The organism is Gordonia sp. IITR100, assembly GCF_002009645.1.
GTDB lineage: Bacteria > Actinomycetota > Actinomycetes > Mycobacteriales > Mycobacteriaceae > Gordonia > Gordonia hongkongensis.
Window position 1 is genome coordinate 549,257 of sequence record NZ_MVKV01000001.1, and the last position, 19,673, is coordinate 568,929.

A 19,673-nucleotide genomic window follows, 5' to 3' on the forward strand; every position below is an offset into this window, starting at 1 on the left:
GTGGGACACAATCGCGGACATGCAGAGCCGGCTTGCCCGATCCGACGCCGGACCGCGCCCGAGGTCCGTGAAGCTCTGCTCGTCGCGGCTGTCGCCGAACTCGACGAGGCCAGGCCCCGAGAACGCGAGCCCGCGGGCGATCGCCCGCCGGGTGGGTATCACGCATCAGTCGGTGGCCACCATTTCGCCGATCGCCGTCGCAACCTTCGCCACGGCGCATGGCCTGGCCGCACTGGAGACCGACTTCGCCGACCACTTGCCCGACGGCACCGGCATCGAGGACTTGCTCTCGTTGGTCAACGCCACGATCATCACTCCCCCGCACCAGGATTCGTGATCGCCGGGGACGTTCGGCACCGGCCCGTCAGAGCATGTGCACCTTACGGTAGATCCGCGCCGCGGGCCGGGTGAGCAGACCCACCTCGTCGAGGAAGCTCATCAAGTGCGCGCAACCCGAGCGGACCATCGACTGGAAATGGTGGTTGCGGCGCATCTCTCCGACCGCCCGACGGTGGTCCAGACCGGCGTCGGCGTAGGCCTTCGGGCGGACGAGGCTGGCGAGGATGTAGGACACGGCCATCGCGGTGATCACCGAACTGAGCTGTCGCCGAGTCCAACTGGCTTCCGCCATGGACTGGCGCACCTCTTCACGCGCGAAACGCATGTGGCGAGATTCCTCGAGGACGTGGATCTCGTTGACGGTGCGCACGAGCGGCAGCACCCGATCGTCACGCATGCAGCCACGCTGCAGCACGTCCAGGACTTCCTCGGCGGCAAGGATTCCGGCGTAGGCGACTTCGCTGCCCGCGACCCGCATGAACAACTTGCCGAAGCGACCCAGGCGCGGGTGCGGCGTGTAGCTGGTCCCGGTCAGCTTGTACGACGTCTTGGCGAACATCAGCGAGTGCCGACACTCGTCAGCGACCTCGGTCAGGGCGAATTGGAACTCCGGGCGGTGGTAGTCCCCGAGGTACTGGTCGCGGATCACCATCTCCTGCAGCATCATCTCGAACCAGATGCCGATGCTCATGATCGACGCCGTCTCGTGCCGGGTGAGGGCGATCCGCTGCTGCTCGGTCATCTCATCCCAGTAGGCCGTTCGATAGAGAGTCGACCACTCCGGGCTGCAGCCGTACTTGTCCTTCTCGAGCGGCGTATCCCAATCGATCTCGGTCAGCGCATTGCGCGACAACCGCGCGGCAGATGCCAGCAAGCGCTGCGACACCTCGTCGATTCCGTCGTCGGAACGGGTCACATCTCTGAGCGCTTCCATGCCGGGCTTCTCGTCGTGCGCGGTACTACGTCTGTGATGCATGCCACCACGGATAGTGCCATCAGTCAATGGTGCGTTTCTCGATGGCATCGACGAGCACTTGAGAGTCACGGGTACGACTCCGCGTCCCCGGCATGACGGTCGGTCTGTGAACCCCGCCCAGGTAACCTCTCTAGCGATGTCTACTGAAGAGTTGCTACCGATCACGACCCGCAAGCTGGTGGGCTGGTCTCGCACCACCCCGATCGAGGGTCACGTCTTGTCCACGCCGTACCCCGAGGTCATCGCCGAGGCGGTGGCCCGCGTGGCCGACGACAACGCGGACAAGCCGGACTACCTCAAGCGCGGCGTCATCGCCCGCGGGCTGGGCCGCTCGTACAACGAGTCGGGCCAGAACAGTGGCGGCCTCACGATCGACATGACCCCACTGACCAGGATTTATGCGATCGACGACCAGTCGGCCACGGTCGACGTCGACGCCGGCGTCTCCCTCGACACGCTCATGCAGGCAGCGCTCCCCCACGGCTTGTGGGTCCCGGTGCTCCCGGGTACCCGACAGGTGACGGTGGGCGGCGCGATCGCGCACGACATCCACGGGAAGAACCACCACAGCCAGGGCAGCTTCGGCAACCACGTCGTCGAGATGCAGCTCCTCGTCGCCGACGGCCGCATCCTCACCCTCACCCCGGGCGGCTCGGCCGACGACCCGAACGGCGAACTCTTCTGGGCGACCATCGGCGGCATCGGACTGACGGGCATCGTGCTGCGCGCCAAGATCCAGATGAAGCGCACCGAAAGCGCCTACTTCATCGCCGACACCGCGCGGACCGGCTCGCTGCAGGAGACCCTCGACCTGCATCTCCAGGATGGTTTCGAGGACGGGTACGAGTACGCCTCGGGCTGGTTCGACACCATCAGCGCGCCGCCGAAGCTCGGCCGCGGCACGTTCTCCCGAGGCAATCTCGCCCGCGTCGACGAACTGCCGGAGAAGTACCGCGACAACCCGCTGTCGTTCAACAACAAGCCACTCGTCCGGTTCCCCGACATCTTCCCCCGGGGACTGGCCAACAAGCTCAGCTTCTCTGCGGTCGGCGAGGCGTACTACCGGATCGGGCCGCCCAGTGAGGGCAAGGTCAAAAATCTCGCGCAGTTCTACCACATGCTCGACGTGTTCGGTGACTGGAACAACGCCTACGGACGCGGCGGCGGTTTCTGCCAATACCAGTTCATCGTGCCGACCGGCAACGAGAGCGAATTCACCGCACTCATCGAGGACATCCAGGCGTCTGGCCACGTCAGCTTCCTCAACGTCATCAAGCTCTTCGGCGAGGGCAACCGCGCGCCGCTGAGCTTCCCGTTCAAAGGCTGGAACGTCTGCCTCGACTTCCCGGTCAAGGCCGGCCTCGCCGAGTTCCTCAACGAGCTCGACCGCCGCGTCATGGCGATGGGCGGACGCCTCTACACCGCCAAGGACTCGCGCACCTCGGCCGAGAACTTCCACGCCATGTACCCGGAGATCGACGCCTGGATCGCAACGCGTCGTCGCATCGACCCCAACCGGGTGTTCATGTCGGACATGGGTCGGCGACTCGAACTCGCCTGACCGACAGCCCGTTTCGACGCGCCGCACGCGCACCCGACCTGTACGTCACCGAAAGCGAGTACACAATGATCAACGCCGTCGGCGTCCCACAGTCCATCCTGGTCCTGGGCGGCAGCTCCGAGATCGGGCTCGCCATCACCGCGGAGTACCTCAGCAAGGGCCCCGCGCGGGTCATCCTCGCCACCCTGCCGGGTGACCCCACCGCCGTCGCGGCGGTGGAGAAGGCCAAGAACGCCGGCGCCACCGAGGTCACGCAGATCGACTTCGACGCCCGCGCCACCGACACCCACCGGGCGGTCATCGACAAGGCGTTCGCCGACGGTGACGTCGACGTCGCGATCGTCGCCTTCGGCATCCAGGGCGACGACGAGCAGGCGTGGCAGGACCACGGCCTCGCGGTCGCCGAAGCCGAGATCAATTACACCGCAGCGGTTTCCGTCGGGGTGCTGCTGGGCGAGAAGTTCAAGGCGCAGGGCCACGGACAGATCATCGCGATGAGCTCCGTCGCCGGCGAGCGCGTCCGCCGCAGCAACTTCGTGTACGGCTCCACCAAGGCCGGACTCGACGGCTTCTACCTCGGGCTCGGAGAGGCGCTGCGCCCCTTCGGTGCTCGCGTCCTCGTCATCCGCCCCGGCCAGGTCCGCACCCGGTTGTCGGCGCATGTCAAGGAAGCGCCGCTCACGGTCGACAAGGAGGACGTCGGTCGCCTCGCGGTGGCCGCGGCCACCAAGGGCAAGGAGATCGTCTGGGTGCCCGGGCCGTTCCGCTACATCATGATGGTGCTCCGCCACATCCCGCGTCCGATCTTCCGCAAGCTGCCGATCTGATCGCTGAACCGCCCAACCGCTGAACAGCAGAGTCTGAGTGGACGTGATGAACCGACCTGACCCTTCGAGACGTCCCTCCGCAAGCTCCGGGACTCCTCAGGGAGCGGAAGAGGACTCGCCCTCCGCAAGCTCCGGGACTCCTCAGGGAGCGGAAGAGGACTCGCCCCCCGCAAGCTCCGGGACTTCTCAGGGAGCGGAAGAGGACTCGCCCCCCGCACCGCAGGGTTCGACGGGCTACGGGCGAACGGCTCTGTCATTGCTCATCGCCGTGGTGGCCGGCGGGTTGGTGTCGATGGCGGGACTGACGGCCATCGGGACCGTCGAGTGGCCGGCGTTCAACTCCTCCAACGTGACCCGGTCGCTGACGACCGCCGGACAGGTGCTGGCGATCGCCATCCTGGTGATCGCCGCACTGCTCTACCGCTACGGCAAGGGCCGCCTCCTGGTGCCGGTGCTGTCGGCGGCCGCGATGTCGGGCTTCGTCACGGTGACGATCGGAATGCCGCTGGGCGCAACACGTCTCTACCTCTTCGGACTCTCGGTCGACCAGGAGTTCCGCACCGAGTACCTCACCCGCATGACGTCGAGCCCGCACCTCGCGGACATGACCTACACCGATCTGCCTCCCTACTACCCGGCCGGCTGGTTCTGGTGGGGCGGCCGGTTCGCGAACCTGCTCGGCCAACCCGGCTGGGAGGCCTACAAGACCTGGGCGATCGTGTCGATGGCGGTGGCCGCGGCCGTCGGCGTCATCCTGTTCATCCGCATGTTCGGGGCGGATCGCGGTGTCGCGCTCGGCCTCGCGGTCACCACCGTCACGTTGCTGTACGCCTCGCCGGAGCCGTATGCGGCCATTCTGGTGCTGATCGGCGTACCCATGCTGATCACGCTGACCTACGCGCTGCGCGGACGAACCCGAGCCGCCGACGGACCCGTGGGTCCGCTCGTCGGCGCGACTAGTTGGCCCGCGGTGGCGGCGTCCGGTGTGTTCCTGGGGATCTCGGCCGCGACCTACACGCTATACACCGGACTGTTCGCCCTCACAGCTGTCCTGCTGGCCGGTTACTTCGCCGTCCAGGGCTGGCTGAGCGCGTCGAACAAGGCCACTCCGTCGGCCACCGTGACAAGCCGCCGGCGCGGTGTCGTGCTCGCGGTGATCGGTCGTCTCATCGCCGTCGGGGTCATCTCCGGCCTGATCGCACTGCTGGTGTGGGCGCCCTACCTGTGGGCTCGCCTGACCAACACGCCCGCCAGCGGCGGTACCGCCGAACACTATCTGCCCGAACGTGGTTCGGTGCTGCCGCTGCCGATGTTCGGGCTGAACCTCGTCGGCGCGATCACGATGATCGGTCTCCTCTGGATTCTGCTGCGCTTCCGCACCCGCACCGTCGCACTGGCCATGGGCGTCACGGTGGTCACGGTCTACCTGTTCTGCCTGCTGTCGATGCTGATGACGGCGCTGGGCACGACTCTGCTCTCGTTCCGTCTCGAGCCGATCCTGGTGGCCACACTGAGCGCGGCGGGCGTCTTCGGTGTCGTCGACCTCGCGCATGCGTCGGTACGGCGCTTCGGCGACGTTCGTGTGGTCGTGGGTGCACTCGCCGTCCTCTCGGCAATCGCGATGGCACAGAGCATCCCGGGCCATCTGGGCACCGAGATCACCACCGCCTACACCGACACCGACGGATACGGCGAACGCGCCGACGCCCGCCCGGCCGGCGCCGAGTCGTACTTCGCGGAGCTGGACAAGCTGATCGGTGAACAGACCGGCCGGCCGCGCACCGAGAATGTGGTCCTCACCGCCGACTTCGGTTTCCTGTCGATCTACCCGTACTGGGGATTCCAGGGACTCACCTCGCACTACGCGAACCCGCTGGCCGAATTCGACAAGCGCGCAGCCGCGATCGAGCGTTGGGCGAAGAGCGAGAACGCCGACCAGCTCGTCGACGCGCTCGACCGATCCCCCTGGACCCCGCCGAATGTCTTCCTGTTCCGGTACAGCGCAGACGGTTACACGCTCCGCCTCGCCGAGGACGTCTATCCCAACGATCCGAACGTGAAGCGCTACACGGTCACCTTCGACCCGGCGGTGTTCGACGACCCGCGCTTCGAGGTCACCGAGCGCGGCCCGTTCGTGCTCGTCGTCCGGAAGTGATGACGATGCGACTCCCGTTCCGTACCGCGCGACCGATGACCATCACCCGGGTCGACGGCGATTCGTCGACAACGCATTTCGTCTCCACCGACGTCGTGAACTGGGTGCTTCTGGAGCAGGACGGCGAGCTGACGCTCATCGACGGCGGTTATCCGGGCCAGGCCGCCCAGGTCGTCGAGTCCATCGAACGGATCGGCCGCAAGCCCGAGGACGTACGTGGCGCGCTCCTCACCCATGCTCACGTCGACCACCTGGGTGGTCTCGTCAAGCTGCAGGCGCAGTACGGGTTCGACGTCTACATGGACCCGGTCGAGGTGGATCACGCGCTGCGCCATCACCTCCAGCAGGCGAACGCGCTCGATCTCGCCCCGCAGGTGGCGAATCCCCGCCTGTGGACGTGGCTGGCCAAGGCCATTCCGCTCGGCGTCCTCAGCCGTGCGGGTCTCGCCCATGCGTCGGGGTTCTCCACCGGTGGGCACCAACCGCTCGACCTCCCGGGCGCACCGGTCCCGGTGGCGAGCCCCGGCCACACCGACGGCCACAGCGCCTACCTCGTCGCCGACGGCCGCGCCCTGGTGTCCGGCGACGCACTGGTGAGCGGACACGAGATCTCGTCGATCGTCGGACCGCAGTGCATCCCGTCGCTGTTCCAGCACGATGAGCCCACCGCGCGATGCAGCGTCGAACGGTTCACCGAACTCGACGCCGATGTTCTGCTACCCGGGCACGGTCCGGTCCATCGCGGCGATGTCGCCGCGATGGCACGTGACGCGCTGTCGCGCTGAGTCGGGCGACGAATCGCTTCGACACGATCCGATCGTCATGACGCGGGTAACGATCGCCGCTCGTCCGGCGTTGGACCCCCGCATGAACACTCCCCGAGATGCCCTTGACCCCGATCTGCTGAGAATCGTCGCCGACCATCAGGAGTCGATCCTGATCACGCTACGTCGAGACGGGCGACCACAATCATCCAATGTCGTTCACATCTGGGAACCGGAGACCGCCTCCGCGCTCATCTCCGTCACGGCGCCGCGGGCCAAATCGCGCAACGTCGAACGAGATCCCCGGGTCAGTCTCCACGTCCTCGGCGAAGGCTTCTTCTCGGCCTACGCCGTAGCCGAGGGCACGGGCACATTGAGTCCGGTGGCTGCAGCTCCGAACGATTCGACAGTCGACCTCCTGATCGACTGGTACCGAGCGTTTCGCGGTGAGGACCACCCGAACTGGGACGAGTACCGGGCCGCTATGGTGCGCGAACAGCGGCGGATCCTGCGCGTCCGGGTCGAGCGGCTGTACGGGATGACTCGCCTACCCCAGTGAGCTCCGGCGTGACCGACGCGCGCCGCTATGACTCGAAGCCCACGAAGGTCGCGGCCTCGGCTACCGACTTGCGTTCGGACACCACCGCATTGGCCGGGAAGGTCTCATCCGGCCAGCCGAGCGCGATGCTCTTCATGATCACCTGATCGTCGGGGATGCCGGCGTGCTCGCGAACCACGGGCGACTGCATGATGCCCTGGCTGTTGATGACCGCGCCGAGACCGCGCGACCAGGCGGCGTTGACCAGTGCATTCGAGACCGCGCCGCAATCGAACGGGGTGTCGTCGCTGCCGTCGAGGATGCGGTCGTAGGTCACGATCACGCAGACCGGGGCGTCGAACTGGCGGAACCCCCGCAGCACCCAGTCCTGCCGCATCTCCATGTCCTCGCGGGCGATGCCCATCGCGCCGAACAGTTGCTTCGCAACCTGGACCTGACGGTCGCGGTGCGTTCCGGTGAACTTCTCCGCGCCCGTTCGGAACTCTCGCGAATGGGGAACGCCGGCCAGGTTGCGCTCGGTGTTGCCCGCGCGGATGCGATCCAACGGTTCACCCGTGATCACGTGGAAGTTCCACGGTTGTGTGTTCATCGACGACGGGGCTCGCATGGCGAGGGTGAGGATCTCCTCGATGAGCTCTCGAGGCACGGGGTCGGAGGTGAACCCGCGGGTGCTGCGACGTCCCAGAACCACTTCGTCGTACTGCATCGTCGATCTCTCCTCGCACGCCTCGAACAGCCCCGTCGTCGCGGACGGCGATGCAGCGACCACACCGTCCGACGACCGGTGAACACGTTACCGCCGACCGGCCGGATGTCTCCGCTTCCCGTGTCATGCCCGGCCGACCGGACCGCATCCCCGTGCTCCCACCCCGCTCCGATCGTGCTCCTTCGCACGACTAAGGGTAGGCTTGCCAGGCAAGCTGTCGGGGCCGGAGGAGGGGCCGAGTCCCGCGCGGCGTGGCACCGTTGCCCGGGCTGAGAGTTCCGTGGCCCGTCCATGACCGTCGACGTTTCCCGCCTCCGCGGAAGTTTGAGGACATGAACAGCCATAACCCTCCCGAAGTCCGGGCGACTCCCACCGGCGCCACGGCCGTCACCGACCTTCCGGGCGTCGACGCCGCCGACACCGCCGCGGCCCGATGGCGAGCCGTCGCCGCGGTACGTGGTGAGGCCGTCGCACTCCAGACCCCCGAGCAGTCGATCACGTTCGCCGACGCCGCCTCCCGGGTCGACGACCTCGCGCGCACGATCGTCGCCACCACCGATCCGGGCCGACCCGTGGCGGTGGAGATCGAATCCGACATCGACTCGGTGATCGGGATGCTGGCGGTGCTGTGTTCGGGACGCCCCCTCGTCCTTCTCGACCCGTTCCTGCCGCCGGATCGACGCGACGTCGTGCTCGAACGGTCCGGTGCCCATGTCCTGGACACCGCAGCCGATGCCCGAGAACCAGATCAGTCGCGTATCGCGGACCAGCCCGGCCCGAACGATCCGGCGGTCCTGCTCTTCACGTCGGGCTCGACCGGCACCCCCAAAGGCGTGGTGCTGGCGCAGAAGATGCCGGTCAATCACGCCCGGGACGGCCGTCGCTTCCTCGGCATGCGACCCGACGACCGCGCCGTCGTCCTGCTACCCCTCAGTTTCGGCGGCGGCCTCGACGCGCTCGCGATGAGCTTGCTCAACGGGTCGACCATGCTGCTCTGGGATGTCCGCCGCCGCACCACGACCGGGCTTCGGGACTGGCTTGTCGCACAGGAGGCGACCACCGCGCACTGCACCCCGTCGCTGCTGCGATCCTGGCTGGGTGAGCTGTCGGCCGACGACGCCGTCGAATTCCTGCGACTGCTGTCCACCTGCGGTGAGCCGACGCACCGCGCCGACATCCAGCTGGCCCGCGACACGATCCTGACCGACGGAGTCTTCTGTTGCTGGGCAGGCGCATCGGAGGTCGGCAACCTGGCCTTCAACCTGTTCCCGCCCGAGCGGGACGTCGAGCCCGGCGCCATCCCCGTGGGCGTGCCGGCGTCGGACAAGCACGTCCGGATCGTCGACGCGGACGGCAACGACCTGCCGGTCGGCAGCACGGGCGAGGTCATCGTCGAATCCGCCCATGTAGCGTCCGGTTACCACCAGGATCCAGAGCTGACGGCGACGCGCTTCATCGAGTTGCCCGACGGCCGGACACGATATCGCACCGGCGATCTCGGACGCTTCGACGAGTCCGGCGAACTCGCGCTCCTCGGCCGCAGCGATGACGCGATCAAGATCCGCGGGTACCTCGTCGAACCGCTCGAGGTGGAAGCCGCCATCCGCGCGCTGGCCTGGACCACCGACGCGGTCGTCACCGCCAACCGCGACGAGGCACGGCTCGCCGCCCACGTCGCCGTGGACCCCGAGAAGTGGTCACCCTCCCCGGCCGAGATCCGGCAGGAGCTCGGGAAGACGTTGACCCCGTGGATGATTCCGCGCGACATCATCGTGCTCGCCGAACTCCCGCGCAACGAGCGCGGCAAGGTGGATCGGGCGGCCCTGCCACCTCCGCCCGCACGTCCGGATCACGAACCGCCCCGTGGGATGACCGAGATGGCGCTGCACCGGTTCTGGTGCCAGATCCTCGGACTCGAATCCATCGGCCGCAACGAGGATTTCGTCGAACTCGGCGGCGACTCGCTGGCCGCCGCGAAGATGCTGGCCGAGGTGCAGCATCACCTCCAACTGGACGTCAACACCGCGATGCTCGCCGAGGCGCCGACCATCGCGCTGTTCGCCCAGCGCATCGAGTCGGCCGCGAAGGAGCGGTCGGCGAACGCCTCGGGGGCTACCCTCATCCCGCTGCGGCAGGGCACGGGCCGGCCGATCTTCCTGGTGGCCGGCGCCGGCAGCCTGGCGACCAGCCTCACCCCGGTCGTCCGAGCACTGCAGACCGACCGGCCCATCTACGCGATCCAGTCGCGTGGCGTCGAAAAGCGCGGCCGCGCTGATCATTCCGTGCGGGCGGCGGCACGACGCGCGATCGCCGACATGCGATCGGTCCAGCCCGGCGGCCCGTATCAGGTCGGTGGATACTCGCTCGGCGGGTTCGTCGCGATGGAGGTCGCGGCGCAGCTGACCAAGGCAGGCGAAACATGCGATCCAGTCGTCGTTCTGGACTCGCTCTTCGACCCGGCACTCGCCAAGCGGGTTCGTGGTGAGAAGGTCGGGATCGTCGGACGCCTGCGCGCGCTGGGCGGCGGTGCCCGCGACACCGCCCTGCCCGACCGCACCGGGGACGACCCCACCCCCGCCCGCGAACCACTTCCACAGCGAATCGTGAAAGAGCTCGCTCTGGCCGCCCTCGTCCCCACTGCCGGGATGGTCGAGCTCCCGACGCCGGTGCAGTGGATCGTGTTCTTCCGGTTGGGCACCAGGATGATTCGCCGGTACCGACCCCGGGAGTACGCGGGTCCCTTCGGCGTCATCCGCGCCCGCACCAACCCCGACGACCCGGACCTGTGGCGGCGGATGTCGACCGGTGCCGTGACCTTTCACGACGTCTCCGGCGACCACATCTCGATGATCCGCGCACCCCACGCCGCCGACACCGCCAGGGCGATCGACGAGGTGATCAGCTCCGCCGCTCCCTCCGCTACAGCCGCTCCCTGATCCGAAAGAACGACCCGCCCCCTGCTCCCTGAGCTGAGGAGCGCCCGGAGCATGCGAGCGTCACCCCCTGCTGGCGCGCTCACGGAGCGGGGGTTGGCCGCGCTCAGGGAGCGGGGGGTTGGCGCAGGAAGCGGGGGCTGGCGCAGGAACCAGAGGGTTTGCGGCCGACGGCTCAGCCCTTTTCGGCGCGGAGTTTGATGTCGTTCAGACGGCGGTCCCAACCACGGCCGATGGTGTCGAGCCGATGGGCAACCCGCGACAACTGTGCACCTACGGCTTCGTAACGGATCTCGCGGCCGACACGTGAGGACGTCACCAGTCCCGCCTCGGTGAGGACCCGAAGGTGTTTCGCGATCGCCTGCCTGCTGATCGGGAGTTCGGCCGCGAGATGGGACGCGGACGCGGGTTCCGAACCCAGTCGCGTGAGGATCTGCCATCGGCTCTCGTCGGACAGCGCGGCGAAGACCTCGACGGGAGCGACGTCAGGCATGCACGCCGCCGAGATGTGTTCGGGCCAGCTCGAGTTCGATGGTCCATCCCTCGTTGTTGCCGTCGAACCGTGCGCGTCGCTCCGCTTCCGTTCCCGGCAGCGACGAGAAACCGGACTCCACGACCTTGAGGAGCACGCCGGAGTCCGCCGGCGTGATCCAGAACTCGACGAGCGTCGAATCCGATTGCGGATCAGCGGCATCGGCGAGCCATCGAAACGCCGCGTAACGCGGCTCGTCGAGTTCGACGGTGCGGAAGGTGAAGGCGCCGTGGACCGGGTCGTGGATGGTCGACAGGTCGCCGTCGCGTTCGATCCGGTGCTCGGTGATCGCCTTGTCATTGATGAACCATCCCGGTTCGCTGACCAGAGACCAGACCCGGTCGGCGGGTGCGTCGATCGAGATCTCGCGCTCGATCCGGTCGAACTCGGCTGTCGCCGAGGCGGTCACGTCGTGGGTTTCGGTGTTGTCACTCATCGTTGCTCCCCATGCTGCGGATTTCTTACTGCAACCCAATGGTTGCACTAATGCCTCCCTGGCGCAACGGTTCGGAGCGAACGAAGCGACCTGCTCCGCGGATACGAGATGCGCAGACCGGACTAACTTCCCGTCGACGCCGTTTGCTGTACAGGCTCGGCCGCGAGGTGTTGGACCGGGCAGCCACCCGCGAACGTGCCCAGCTTCTCGATGTCGAAACCGTTCGGGTAGCTGCGAATTCGCTGCATCTCGGACACGTACTGCGGTGTGCGACGGGCCGGCAGGGCCGCCACGACGCGGGCACGCGCCTTGAGTCCACCGATCGACAGCAACCTCGCGACACGTCCGGGCCGCCGGTAACCGAACGACTCGAGCAGCGCGTCATCCATCAGCGATCGACTGAAGATGTCGATCGCCGGCGCGAGCGGCTTGGGATAGAACGACGCGAGCAGGCCCTTGGTGGCATCGGCGACGCGGCGACCACCGTCATCGAAAGCGAAGTGCTCGCTTTCGTAGCCGTCCATCAGGACCTCGAAGGCGTGGTAGTCCTCGGGGATCTCCTTGATCCCCATGTGGCGCCCGAGGGTCCGGTAGTAATTCACCGACGCGGTCACCTCGTCGTCCGTCAGCTTCCGCCAGCCGTAGTCATCGATCCACTGCTTCGGCACGACCACGAACGTCGACAGGACGTAACGCATGTCGTCGTTGGAGATGTCGTACATGCGATGCATCTGGTTGATGCGCCGAATCGCGGACTTGCCCCGACTGCTGTCGAAACCGTCCAGAAGCGGCACCTCCAGCAGAAGCGAGGTGTCGTCGTAGCGCTTCTGGGTCTCGGCCGTGAACGCACGCGTCTCGTCGAGCAACCGGCCGATGCTCGGTACCGCGTACGTGCGGAAGAGGGCGAAGCTGAGTGCCTGATTGATGTCCCACGGGAAGTCGAAGGTCGACAGGTTCCGATAGATCTCGTGAAACTGTGTCTCCGGATCCAGCCCCCGGTTACGTGTCGCCTTACCCATCACATGTCCTCCTCGGTGAGTGCCACGTCACTGTAAGTCAACTTATAGAAATGTGCAAGGGGTCACATTTTGGATATGAGAGCCGCAAGCTTGTGAGCACCCGGACGTCGACCTCGACATTCGTGCAGCACACTGGACCCATGGCCACCGGTAAGAGGGCGCAGCCGTCGGAGTACATCCAACGGCGTTATCTCGACGCTGGGCTGGCCATCCTCACCGACCACGGTCATGCCGGTCTGAAATTGGCGGCGATCTGCGAGGCGACCGGGACAACCACCGGGAGCTTCTATCACGCATTCGGCAACTGGGCCGATTATCGATCCGCTCTCATCCGTCACTGGCGCGACGAACAGAGCCAGCGACTGATCGCCGGTGCTCGCGACATCGCCGACCCACGGGAGCGACTCGACGCCCTCACCGACATCGGTCTGCAGCTGTCACACGCGACCGAGGCCGCGATCCGCGTGTGGGCCGCGCACGATCCCGAGGTGCTCGCCATTCAGCACACCGTGGACCGAGAGCGTCGAGACATCATCGCGGCCACCTACGACGAGGTGCTCCACAACCGCGAGGAGGCCGAGGAGTTCGCCACTGCGGCAATGTATCTGCTGATCGGCTTCGAGAGCGGCACGCTGGATTCGCACCAGGCACTGGTCAGGGGTTTCCGCACGATCCTCGACCGCGCTCTCGAATCATCCTCCGGATCATCATGACTCGACTCGCCTCTAGGCCCCGTCGGCGGTCAAAACGCGCACAGTCGACGAGAAACTGCGCCCAGTCGACGACGCGCCGGGTTGGTCAGCCGACCAGATCGACGAGCCGGCGGATCGCGAACTCATAGCCGCGGATGCCGTAACCGGCGATCACCCCGGCGGCGATCGGTGACACATAGGAGTGATGCCGGAATGCCTCGCGCCGATGGACGTTGCTGATGTGCACCTCGAGGATCGGGACATCGGGGACGACGAGCGCATCGGCGAGGGCGACCGAGGTGTGTGTCCATCCCCCGGGGTTGATGACGATGCCGCTGATCTCGCCGACGGATTCGTGGATCCAGTCGAGCATCTGCCCCTCGTGATTGGTCTGCGCCGCGCGTACACCGAAACCGAGCTCGGCGGCGGTGCGCTCGGCCAGGTCGACCACGTCGGCGAGGGTGTCCGAGCCGTAGACGGCGGGCTCCCGGGTGCCGAGGGTGTTCAGGTTGGGGCCGTTGAGCAGCAGGATCGGCAGACGGTCGGGCACCTCGGCGTCGGACATGGCATTCACCATACTGGCCCTGACCTGGCGATCGGCGGTCATGCGTCGCCGCGGCGCGGCCTTTGACACCCGCCCGTGGTGCCCGCACCGCCGCCCACCGGGGCGGGACATCCCAACGGCTACCATCTCTCTTTGTGCCAGCGCAGACCGTTCGACGAGCGAGGATCGTCGCCATCGTCACCGGTCTGCTCGGGTTCCTGCTCGCTCTCGCGACCCCACTCATGCCGGTGTCGCAGCGAACGGCCGAAATCGACTGGCCGCAGAACGGTCAGATCGGTTCGGTGTCGTCCCCGCTGATCGGTTACACGCCCGTCGACCTCGACGTCTCGATTCCCTGCACTGCCGTGAACGACCTGCCGCCCGGTGGATCGGTGCTGCTGTCCACCACGCCCAAGCAGGCACCGAAGTCCGGTGAGCGCGGCCTGTTCATCCGCAAGACCGGTGCTGCCGATGCGCCCCTGGACCGGCAGGGCGTCGAGGTGGTCATCCGCAACGTCTCGCTCGTGTCGGCGACGCTGCAGGACATGCGCGACCAGGGGTGCCGCGAGATCGTCGTGCACGCCGATTCCGACGCGGTGACCGCCGAGTTCGTCGGCATGACGAGCGGCACCAGGAACGAGGACGGTGAGGACGAACCACTCGCCGGCACGACCGAGGACAAAGAGGCCTTCAAGTACTCGTCCGACCAGCGCCCCCAGGTGACCGGCCTCTTCACCGATCTCGCCGGGCCGGCGGCCGACATCGCGGGACTCGACGCCCACGTCACCATCGATTCGCGCTACAACACTGCGCCGACCATCTCGAAGTGGCTGGTCGTGATCGTCGGAGTGGCGTCGACGCTGCTGGCCCTGTCCGCTCTGGCAGCACTGGACTCGACGGACGGCCGGCGACATCGTCGGATCTTCCCGGCACGGTGGTGGCGGCTGAATGCGCGCGACTATGTGGTGATCGGCGCGCTGATCGTGTGGCACATGATCGGGCCCAACACCTCCGACGACGGTTACCTCCTGACCATGTCGAGGGTGGCTCAGGACAGCGACTACACCGCGAACTACTTCCGCTGGTACGGCGCACCCGAGGCACCGTTCGGCTGGTACTACCAGGTCTTCGGACTGCTCAGCCACGTCTCCGTGGCCAGTCCGTGGATGCGTCTGCCCGCACTGCTGTGCGGAATCCTGGTGTGGCTCATCGTGAGTCACGAAGTTCTTCCCCGCCTGGGACGTGCCGCACTGACCCGCCCGATGGTCGCCTGGACGGCGGCGTTCGCGTTCCTCGCGTGCTGGTTCCCCTTCAACAACGGCCTACGGCCCGAACCGATCATCTGCCTGGGCGCCCTGCTGACCTGGTGTTCGGTCGAACGGGCCATCGCCACCGGTCGCATGCTGCCGGCCGCCGTCGCGTGCCTGATCGGAGCGTTCAGCATCGCCGCCGGCCCGACGGGCCTGCTCGCGGTGGCGGCACTGATCGCCGGCGCACGCCCGATGATCATGGCGCTCATCAAGCGGGCCCGCGTCGTCGCCGAACTGTCCTCAACAGACACCGAATCCGCAGGATCGGCATCCGGCGATCCCGAGACCGCCGACCGCGATCGCAAGCGCTCGCTGCGATGGTCGTTCGTGGCGCTCATCGCGCCGATCCTCGCCGCCGGCACCTTCGTCGTCTTCGTCGTGTTCTCGAACCTGACCCTGCGGTCGTTCGTCGAGGCGTCGAGCATGAAGTCGGCGCTCGGGCCGTCGATGAGCTGGTACAACGAGATCGGTCGTTACTCGGCGCTCTTCGCCTTCTCCGCCGACGGTTCCATCGCCCGTCGGTTCGCGGTACTGGCCATGATCCTGGGGCTGGTCGTCTCGGCGGCAGTGCTCGTCCGCAAGAACCGCATCCCCGGCACCGCCATGGGCCCGACCCGCCGCATCGTCGCGATCACCTTCGCATCGCTGGTGTTCCTCATGTTCACGCCCACCAAATGGACGCACCACTTCGGCGTCTTTGCCGGAATCGCGGCCGCCCTCGCCGCGATCGCGGCCATCGCCGCCAGCCAGCAATCCATGCACTCGAGGCGAAACCGCACCCTGTTCTGCGCGCTCGTCCTGTTCATCGGCGGTCTCGCCTTCACCGCGCCGAACTCGTACTACTACTACTCCGCGTGGGGCATGCCGTGGGGCGTCGAGCAGGTCAAGATCGGCGGCATCATGCTCGGCAGCGTGCTGCTCTACGCCGCGCTCGCTCTGCTGTTGGTCGCGCTGTGGTTCCACTTCCGTGAGCCGTTCACCGGGACCGATCCGCACGTCGAGGAATCCACCGGCGCCGACGCCGCGCATCAGCGGTGGTACCGACGACTGGTCGCCTCGATGGCGGCCGCCCCGCTGGCCTATCTGGCGATGGCGGTGGTCGTCTTCCAGATCGTCACCGCGATCTTCGCCGGAATCCACCAGAGCTCGTCGTACTCGGTACCCCGGTCCAACTTCGCCGCCGTCGCCGGCAACCCGTGCGGGATGGCCGACAAGGTCTGGGTGGAGTCCGACCCCGACCGCGACATGCTCCGCCCGGTCGACCCGACGCTGCCCAACCCTCTCGGCGGACCGCCGCCCGCACCGGGCAGCGCGCCGTCCACCTCGGGATTCTTCCCCAACGGTGTGCCGACAGCACTCGAGTCGACGGCCAGCGAGGGGTCGCTGGGTGTCCTGTCCGGCGACGTCTGGCAGTCCCCCGACATCGTCAACTCCAACCCCGGCGGCACCGGCGGCGGCGAGATCGCCGAACCCGGGATCAACGGCAGCACCGCAGCGCTCCCGTTCTTCCTCGATCCCGGCTCGACCCCGGTCATGGGCAGCTACTCCAAGCTCGACCAGGTCCCGGCCCGCCTCACCTCCGGGTGGTATGCGCTTCCGACGGATTGGCGGGACCGCCCGCTGCTCACGATGTCGGTGGCCGGCGAGTACGACAACCCGAACGTGATGCTCGAGTACACCGCGGACCCCATCGGTCCCGACACCCGCGACGCCGACCTCGAGGCCGCCGGAGAGACCGAACTGATCGATCCCGGCCCACGGCCGTCGTGGCGCAACCTCCGCTACAACACCGACGAGCTGCCGTCGGACACCACCGCCGTGCGGATCGTCGCCACCGACGACAACCTGGCCGAGGACCGGTTCATCGTGCTCACCCCGCCGCGGATCCCGCAGATGGACACCCTGCAGGACGTCGTCGGCAGCACCGACCCGGTCCACATCGACTGGACCTCGGGCCTGGCGTTCCCGTGCCAACGTCCGTTCACCCACGACGTCGGGGTCGCGGAGATCCCGAAGTGGCGCATCAAGCCGGGCTCGGATCTGGCGGCTGCGGTGTCGGCGTGGCAGAACCGCTTCGGCGGCGGTCCGCTCGGCTGGCTCGAGGTCTCCCAGCAGGCGACGGCGGTGCCGACCTATCTGATGGCCGACATCGGACGCGACTGGGGCGCCCTCGAACGCTACGAACCGTACGGCGACGTCGACACGCTCGCCGAGATCGAGACCGGCACCGCCACCCGCAGCGGACTGTGGAGTCCCGCGCCGTTGCGGCACTGACGGTTAGGCGGCCCGGTCGCCGCGGTGGTAGTCGGCGAGGCGATCTGCTTTGCCGTCACCGGTGGTCGGTGAGTATGCGTGCGAGTTCTGCTTCGACCGGGGTCAGCGGTGGGCTGGTGAGGTGCTCCGGCGGTGTTCGCGGATGGACCAGTTCGCGATAAGCGAGTTCGAGACGGAGGCCGCGGTCGCCGTAGCCGACGGCGTCGGGGCGCCCGCTGCTCCCTGAGGAGCGCCCGGAGCTTGCGGAGGGCGCGTCACGAAGGGTCGGGCGTGACTCATCGCCGGGCCTGGTGGCAGGTCCGTGGATGTCGTTGCGCACGGTGTTCAGGTGTTCTGCGAACCGCCGGGGTATGTCGGGTCGGCGGTTGAGGCGCTCGGGGTTGGGCGGTGCGCCAGGTTCGGCGTTCAACCGCCACAGGCAGCGGCCTTCGTCGGGTCCGGACCGGGCGATGCGGGTGGTGTACTGCCCGGGCTGGTCACCGACCATCCGGTTATGTCGCGGGCAGGCCGGGGCGAGGTCGTCGATGTCGGTGAGACCGCCCTTGGCCCAATCCCTGTGGGCGTGATGCATGTCGACCTGGGTGGCGGGCTGATCACACCCGGGTGCCGAGCACACTTCCCCGTCGGGGCGGGCGAAAGAGACGAGGCGCTGTTCGCGGGTGGCCAGACGTCTGCCGCGCCCGAAGTGCAGCGGCACAGTGGTGGCGTCTTTGAAGATCGCCAACCACGGCTGGACGTCACCGGCCATCGCGATCAAGTCCCGGATGGGCAGCAGGGTGCCGGTGGCGGTGGTCGCGAGTCCGGCTTCGCGGACGAGGTCGCCGAGGTCGGCTTTGATGATCAGTTGGACGGGCAGGCCGCGGTGCGAGGTGCCGAGTGCGCCGTCGGCGAAACCTGCGGCGAGTGCCGCGTCGAGCGCGTCGTGATTGGACTGGGCGAGGGTGCGGCCGTCGCGGTCGGCTGCGGTGGCCAGGGCGTCGGGGTCGGCGGCACCGGCCGGCCCGCTGGGCGAGGCGGGGTCGTCGGGGTTGTTGAGTCCGGGTTTGCCCCACACGGCGAACATCATGGTGAGTCGGGCGGCGAGTGCGGGTGTCAGGGTGCCGGAGATCTTGGCGGTGCCATCGGCGCGTTGCCGGCCGATCCACAGGCCGCGGCGTCGTTTCTGGTCGGTGTCGTCGGACAGAGTGCCGTCGGGGTCGAGGTGGGCGAGCAGCCGCGCACCGAGCTGGGTGATCTCGGCGGGGGTGTGGGCTTCGGCGATCTCCGCCATCTGTCGTTCGGCGGCGACCTTGATGTCGTGGTCGATGGTGCCGGGGATGCGGTCGAGGACGTCGAGGGTGGCTTGTACGTGGGCGGTGCCGACTGCGCCTTGTGCGAAAGCTTCGGCGAGGCAGGGGTGTTCGGGTGGGAGGACCTCGCCGCCGAGGCTGGTGCGGGTGGCGGTGGCGTCCATCTGCTTACGGCGGCGCATCGGGTTCGACACCCGCAGCCGGTGCGTCATGAACTGCATCAGGGTGCGGCACCCGGCCTTGCGGGGCAGGTCGCGGGCCTCGACCTGATCGATCTGCCGGTCACCGGCAACGGTCAGACGCGCGATGGCGCGTTCGGTCTCCGCGGCCACCTCAGCGAGTTCGGCATCGGTACACGGCGACAGATCCACGGTCTGCAATTTGTCCAGGGTGCGATGCAGATCAGCCACCAACTCGACCACGCGGGGCGCCTGCGTGTCGGTGCCGTCGACCTGCTGGGAATCGAACATGACGGTCACCTCCCCCGAGAACCCGTGCTGCGAATGTACGTTCGACTGTACACGAAAGACGGGCGGCCCGCAGCTCGAAATGATTTGTCCAACAGGATCTTTGCTGCGCGGAGTCGCCACCGTGGATTGTCGGTGGTTGCTGGTAGTCTCCGCCTGCGGGCAAAAACTGTGCGGTCTTTGCAGCGCGGGACCCTTCGTGACGCGCCCTCCGCAAGCTCCGGCCGCCCCTCAGCAGCTGTGGCCTGACGGCCGTCGTGGACTGCGAAAGAACTGTTGTGCTCGGAGCG

General features: G+C 67.5%; 16 protein-coding genes. 9 read left to right on the forward strand and 7 right to left on the reverse strand.

All coding sequences use genetic code 11. The features are described from left to right. Positions 1-172 precede the first annotated feature (172 nt). The gene (locus B1818_RS24355) at positions 173-337 is read left to right on the forward strand and encodes a hypothetical protein (RefSeq protein WP_254859528.1); all 165 of its coding nucleotides are present in this window, start codon (positions 173-175) and stop codon (positions 335-337) included. 27 nt (positions 338-364) lie between these two features. On the opposite strand, the gene B1818_RS02695 is transcribed toward B1818_RS24355, so the two are convergent. Continuing rightward, positions 365-1,273, reverse strand: coding sequence for a diiron oxygenase (locus B1818_RS02695; protein WP_078111865.1), 909 nt, complete (start codon positions 1,271-1,273; stop codon positions 365-367). A 178-nt stretch (positions 1,274-1,451) separates the two neighbouring features. Between B1818_RS02695 and B1818_RS02700 the strand changes: the two genes are divergently transcribed. The 5 genes from B1818_RS02700 to B1818_RS02720 all read left to right on the forward strand — a co-directional run bounded on the left by B1818_RS02700 (position 1,452) and on the right by B1818_RS02720 (position 7,181). Beyond that, positions 1,452-2,876, forward strand: coding sequence for an FAD-binding oxidoreductase (locus B1818_RS02700; protein WP_078111866.1), 1,425 nt, complete (start codon positions 1,452-1,454; stop codon positions 2,874-2,876). A gap of 65 nt (positions 2,877-2,941) precedes the next feature. Beyond that, positions 2,942-3,703 carry a decaprenylphospho-beta-D-erythro-pentofuranosid-2-ulose 2-reductase gene (locus B1818_RS02705; protein ID WP_078111867.1) on the forward strand — a complete coding sequence of 254 codons (762 nt, stop codon included), beginning with the start codon at positions 2,942-2,944 and terminating at the stop codon, positions 3,701-3,703. 250 nt (positions 3,704-3,953) lie between these two features. Next, positions 3,954-5,858, forward strand: a complete 1,905-nt coding sequence (locus B1818_RS02710) for a galactan 5-O-arabinofuranosyltransferase (protein ID WP_265967304.1) — start codon at positions 3,954-3,956, stop codon at positions 5,856-5,858. Between the two features lie 5 nt (positions 5,859-5,863). Continuing rightward, on the forward strand, positions 5,864-6,643 hold the full coding sequence (locus B1818_RS02715) for an MBL fold metallo-hydrolase (protein WP_078111984.1): 780 nt from the start codon (positions 5,864-5,866) through the stop codon (positions 6,641-6,643). A gap of 82 nt (positions 6,644-6,725) precedes the next feature. Further along, positions 6,726-7,181: a PPOX class F420-dependent oxidoreductase gene (locus B1818_RS02720; protein WP_078111868.1), complete on the forward strand. Its 456-nt coding sequence runs from the start codon at positions 6,726-6,728 to the stop codon at positions 7,179-7,181. A gap of 25 nt (positions 7,182-7,206) precedes the next feature. Here B1818_RS02720 and B1818_RS02725 read toward each other — a convergent pair whose 3' ends face one another. Continuing rightward, on the reverse strand, positions 7,207-7,887 hold the full coding sequence (locus B1818_RS02725; RefSeq protein ID WP_078111985.1) for a nitroreductase: 681 nt from the start codon (positions 7,885-7,887) through the stop codon (positions 7,207-7,209). A gap of 332 nt (positions 7,888-8,219) precedes the next feature. Here B1818_RS02725 and B1818_RS02730 point away from each other — a divergent pair, with 332 nt between their 5' ends. Continuing rightward, a complete protein-coding gene (locus tag B1818_RS02730) occupies positions 8,220-10,823 on the forward strand; it encodes an AMP-binding protein (protein WP_078111869.1) in 2,604 nt (867 codons plus the stop codon). A gap of 172 nt (positions 10,824-10,995) precedes the next feature. On the opposite strand, the gene B1818_RS02735 is transcribed toward B1818_RS02730, so the two are convergent. The 3 genes from B1818_RS02735 to B1818_RS02745 all read right to left on the reverse strand — a co-directional run bounded on the left by B1818_RS02735 (position 10,996) and on the right by B1818_RS02745 (position 12,807). Further along, positions 10,996-11,313, reverse strand: a complete 318-nt coding sequence (locus tag B1818_RS02735; protein WP_078111870.1) for a metalloregulator ArsR/SmtB family transcription factor — start codon at positions 11,311-11,313, stop codon at positions 10,996-10,998. Next, positions 11,306-11,788, reverse strand: coding sequence for an SRPBCC domain-containing protein (locus B1818_RS02740; RefSeq protein WP_078111871.1), 483 nt, complete (start codon positions 11,786-11,788; stop codon positions 11,306-11,308). The genes B1818_RS02735 and B1818_RS02740 overlap by 8 nt, the downstream gene beginning before the upstream one ends. 122 nt (positions 11,789-11,910) lie before the next feature. Further along, positions 11,911-12,807, reverse strand: a complete 897-nt coding sequence (locus tag B1818_RS02745; RefSeq protein ID WP_078111872.1) for an oxygenase MpaB family protein — start codon at positions 12,805-12,807, stop codon at positions 11,911-11,913. 140 nt (positions 12,808-12,947) lie between these two features. Here B1818_RS02745 and B1818_RS02750 point away from each other — a divergent pair, with 140 nt between their 5' ends. Further along, complete coding sequence (locus B1818_RS02750; protein WP_176455872.1) at positions 12,948-13,520, forward strand: TetR/AcrR family transcriptional regulator; 573 nt, start codon at positions 12,948-12,950, stop codon at positions 13,518-13,520. Positions 13,521-13,605: 85 nt separating this feature from the next. Here B1818_RS02750 and aroQ read toward each other — a convergent pair whose 3' ends face one another. Beyond that, entirely contained in the window at positions 13,606-14,064 is a 459-nt protein-coding gene (gene aroQ / locus B1818_RS02755) for a type II 3-dehydroquinate dehydratase (protein ID WP_058251126.1), read from the reverse strand. 134 nt (positions 14,065-14,198) lie between these two features. On the opposite strand from aroQ, the gene B1818_RS02760 reads away from it, so the two are divergent. Next, positions 14,199-17,627 (forward strand): arabinosyltransferase domain-containing protein, encoded by a 3,429-nt coding sequence (locus B1818_RS02760; RefSeq protein WP_078111874.1) that lies wholly within the window; start codon positions 14,199-14,201, stop codon positions 17,625-17,627. A gap of 55 nt (positions 17,628-17,682) precedes the next feature. Here the strand turns inward: B1818_RS02760 and B1818_RS02765 are convergent, their stop codons facing one another. After that, the gene (locus B1818_RS02765; protein ID WP_058251125.1) at positions 17,683-19,386 is read right to left on the reverse strand and encodes an HNH endonuclease signature motif containing protein; all 1,704 of its coding nucleotides are present in this window, start codon (positions 19,384-19,386) and stop codon (positions 17,683-17,685) included. Between the last annotated feature and the right edge of the window lie 287 nt (positions 19,387-19,673).

Coding starts and splice junctions, on each gene's coding strand:
- B1818_RS02695 (WP_078111865.1), bottom strand. CDS start 1,273: ATGGAAGCGCTCAGAGATGTGACCCGTTCCGACGACGGAATCGACGAG.
- B1818_RS02700 (WP_078111866.1), top strand. CDS start 1,452: ATGTCTACTGAAGAGTTGCTACCGATCACGACCCGCAAGCTGGTGGGC.
- B1818_RS02705 (WP_078111867.1), top strand. CDS start 2,942: ATGATCAACGCCGTCGGCGTCCCACAGTCCATCCTGGTCCTGGGCGGC.
- B1818_RS02715 (WP_078111984.1), top strand. CDS start 5,864: ATGCGACTCCCGTTCCGTACCGCGCGACCGATGACCATCACCCGGGTC.
- B1818_RS02720 (WP_078111868.1), top strand. CDS start 6,726: ATGAACACTCCCCGAGATGCCCTTGACCCCGATCTGCTGAGAATCGTC.
- B1818_RS02725 (WP_078111985.1), bottom strand. CDS start 7,887: ATGCAGTACGACGAAGTGGTTCTGGGACGTCGCAGCACCCGCGGGTTC.
- B1818_RS02730 (WP_078111869.1), top strand. CDS start 8,220: ATGAACAGCCATAACCCTCCCGAAGTCCGGGCGACTCCCACCGGCGCC.
- B1818_RS02735 (WP_078111870.1), bottom strand. CDS start 11,313: ATGCCTGACGTCGCTCCCGTCGAGGTCTTCGCCGCGCTGTCCGACGAG.
- B1818_RS02740 (WP_078111871.1), bottom strand. CDS start 11,788: ATGAGTGACAACACCGAAACCCACGACGTGACCGCCTCGGCGACAGCC.
- B1818_RS02745 (WP_078111872.1), bottom strand. CDS start 12,807: ATGGGTAAGGCGACACGTAACCGGGGGCTGGATCCGGAGACACAGTTT.
- B1818_RS02750 (WP_176455872.1), top strand. CDS start 12,948: ATGGCCACCGGTAAGAGGGCGCAGCCGTCGGAGTACATCCAACGGCGT.
- aroQ (WP_058251126.1), bottom strand. CDS start 14,064: ATGTCCGACGCCGAGGTGCCCGACCGTCTGCCGATCCTGCTGCTCAAC.
- B1818_RS02765 (WP_058251125.1), bottom strand. CDS start 19,386: ATGTTCGATTCCCAGCAGGTCGACGGCACCGACACGCAGGCGCCCCGC.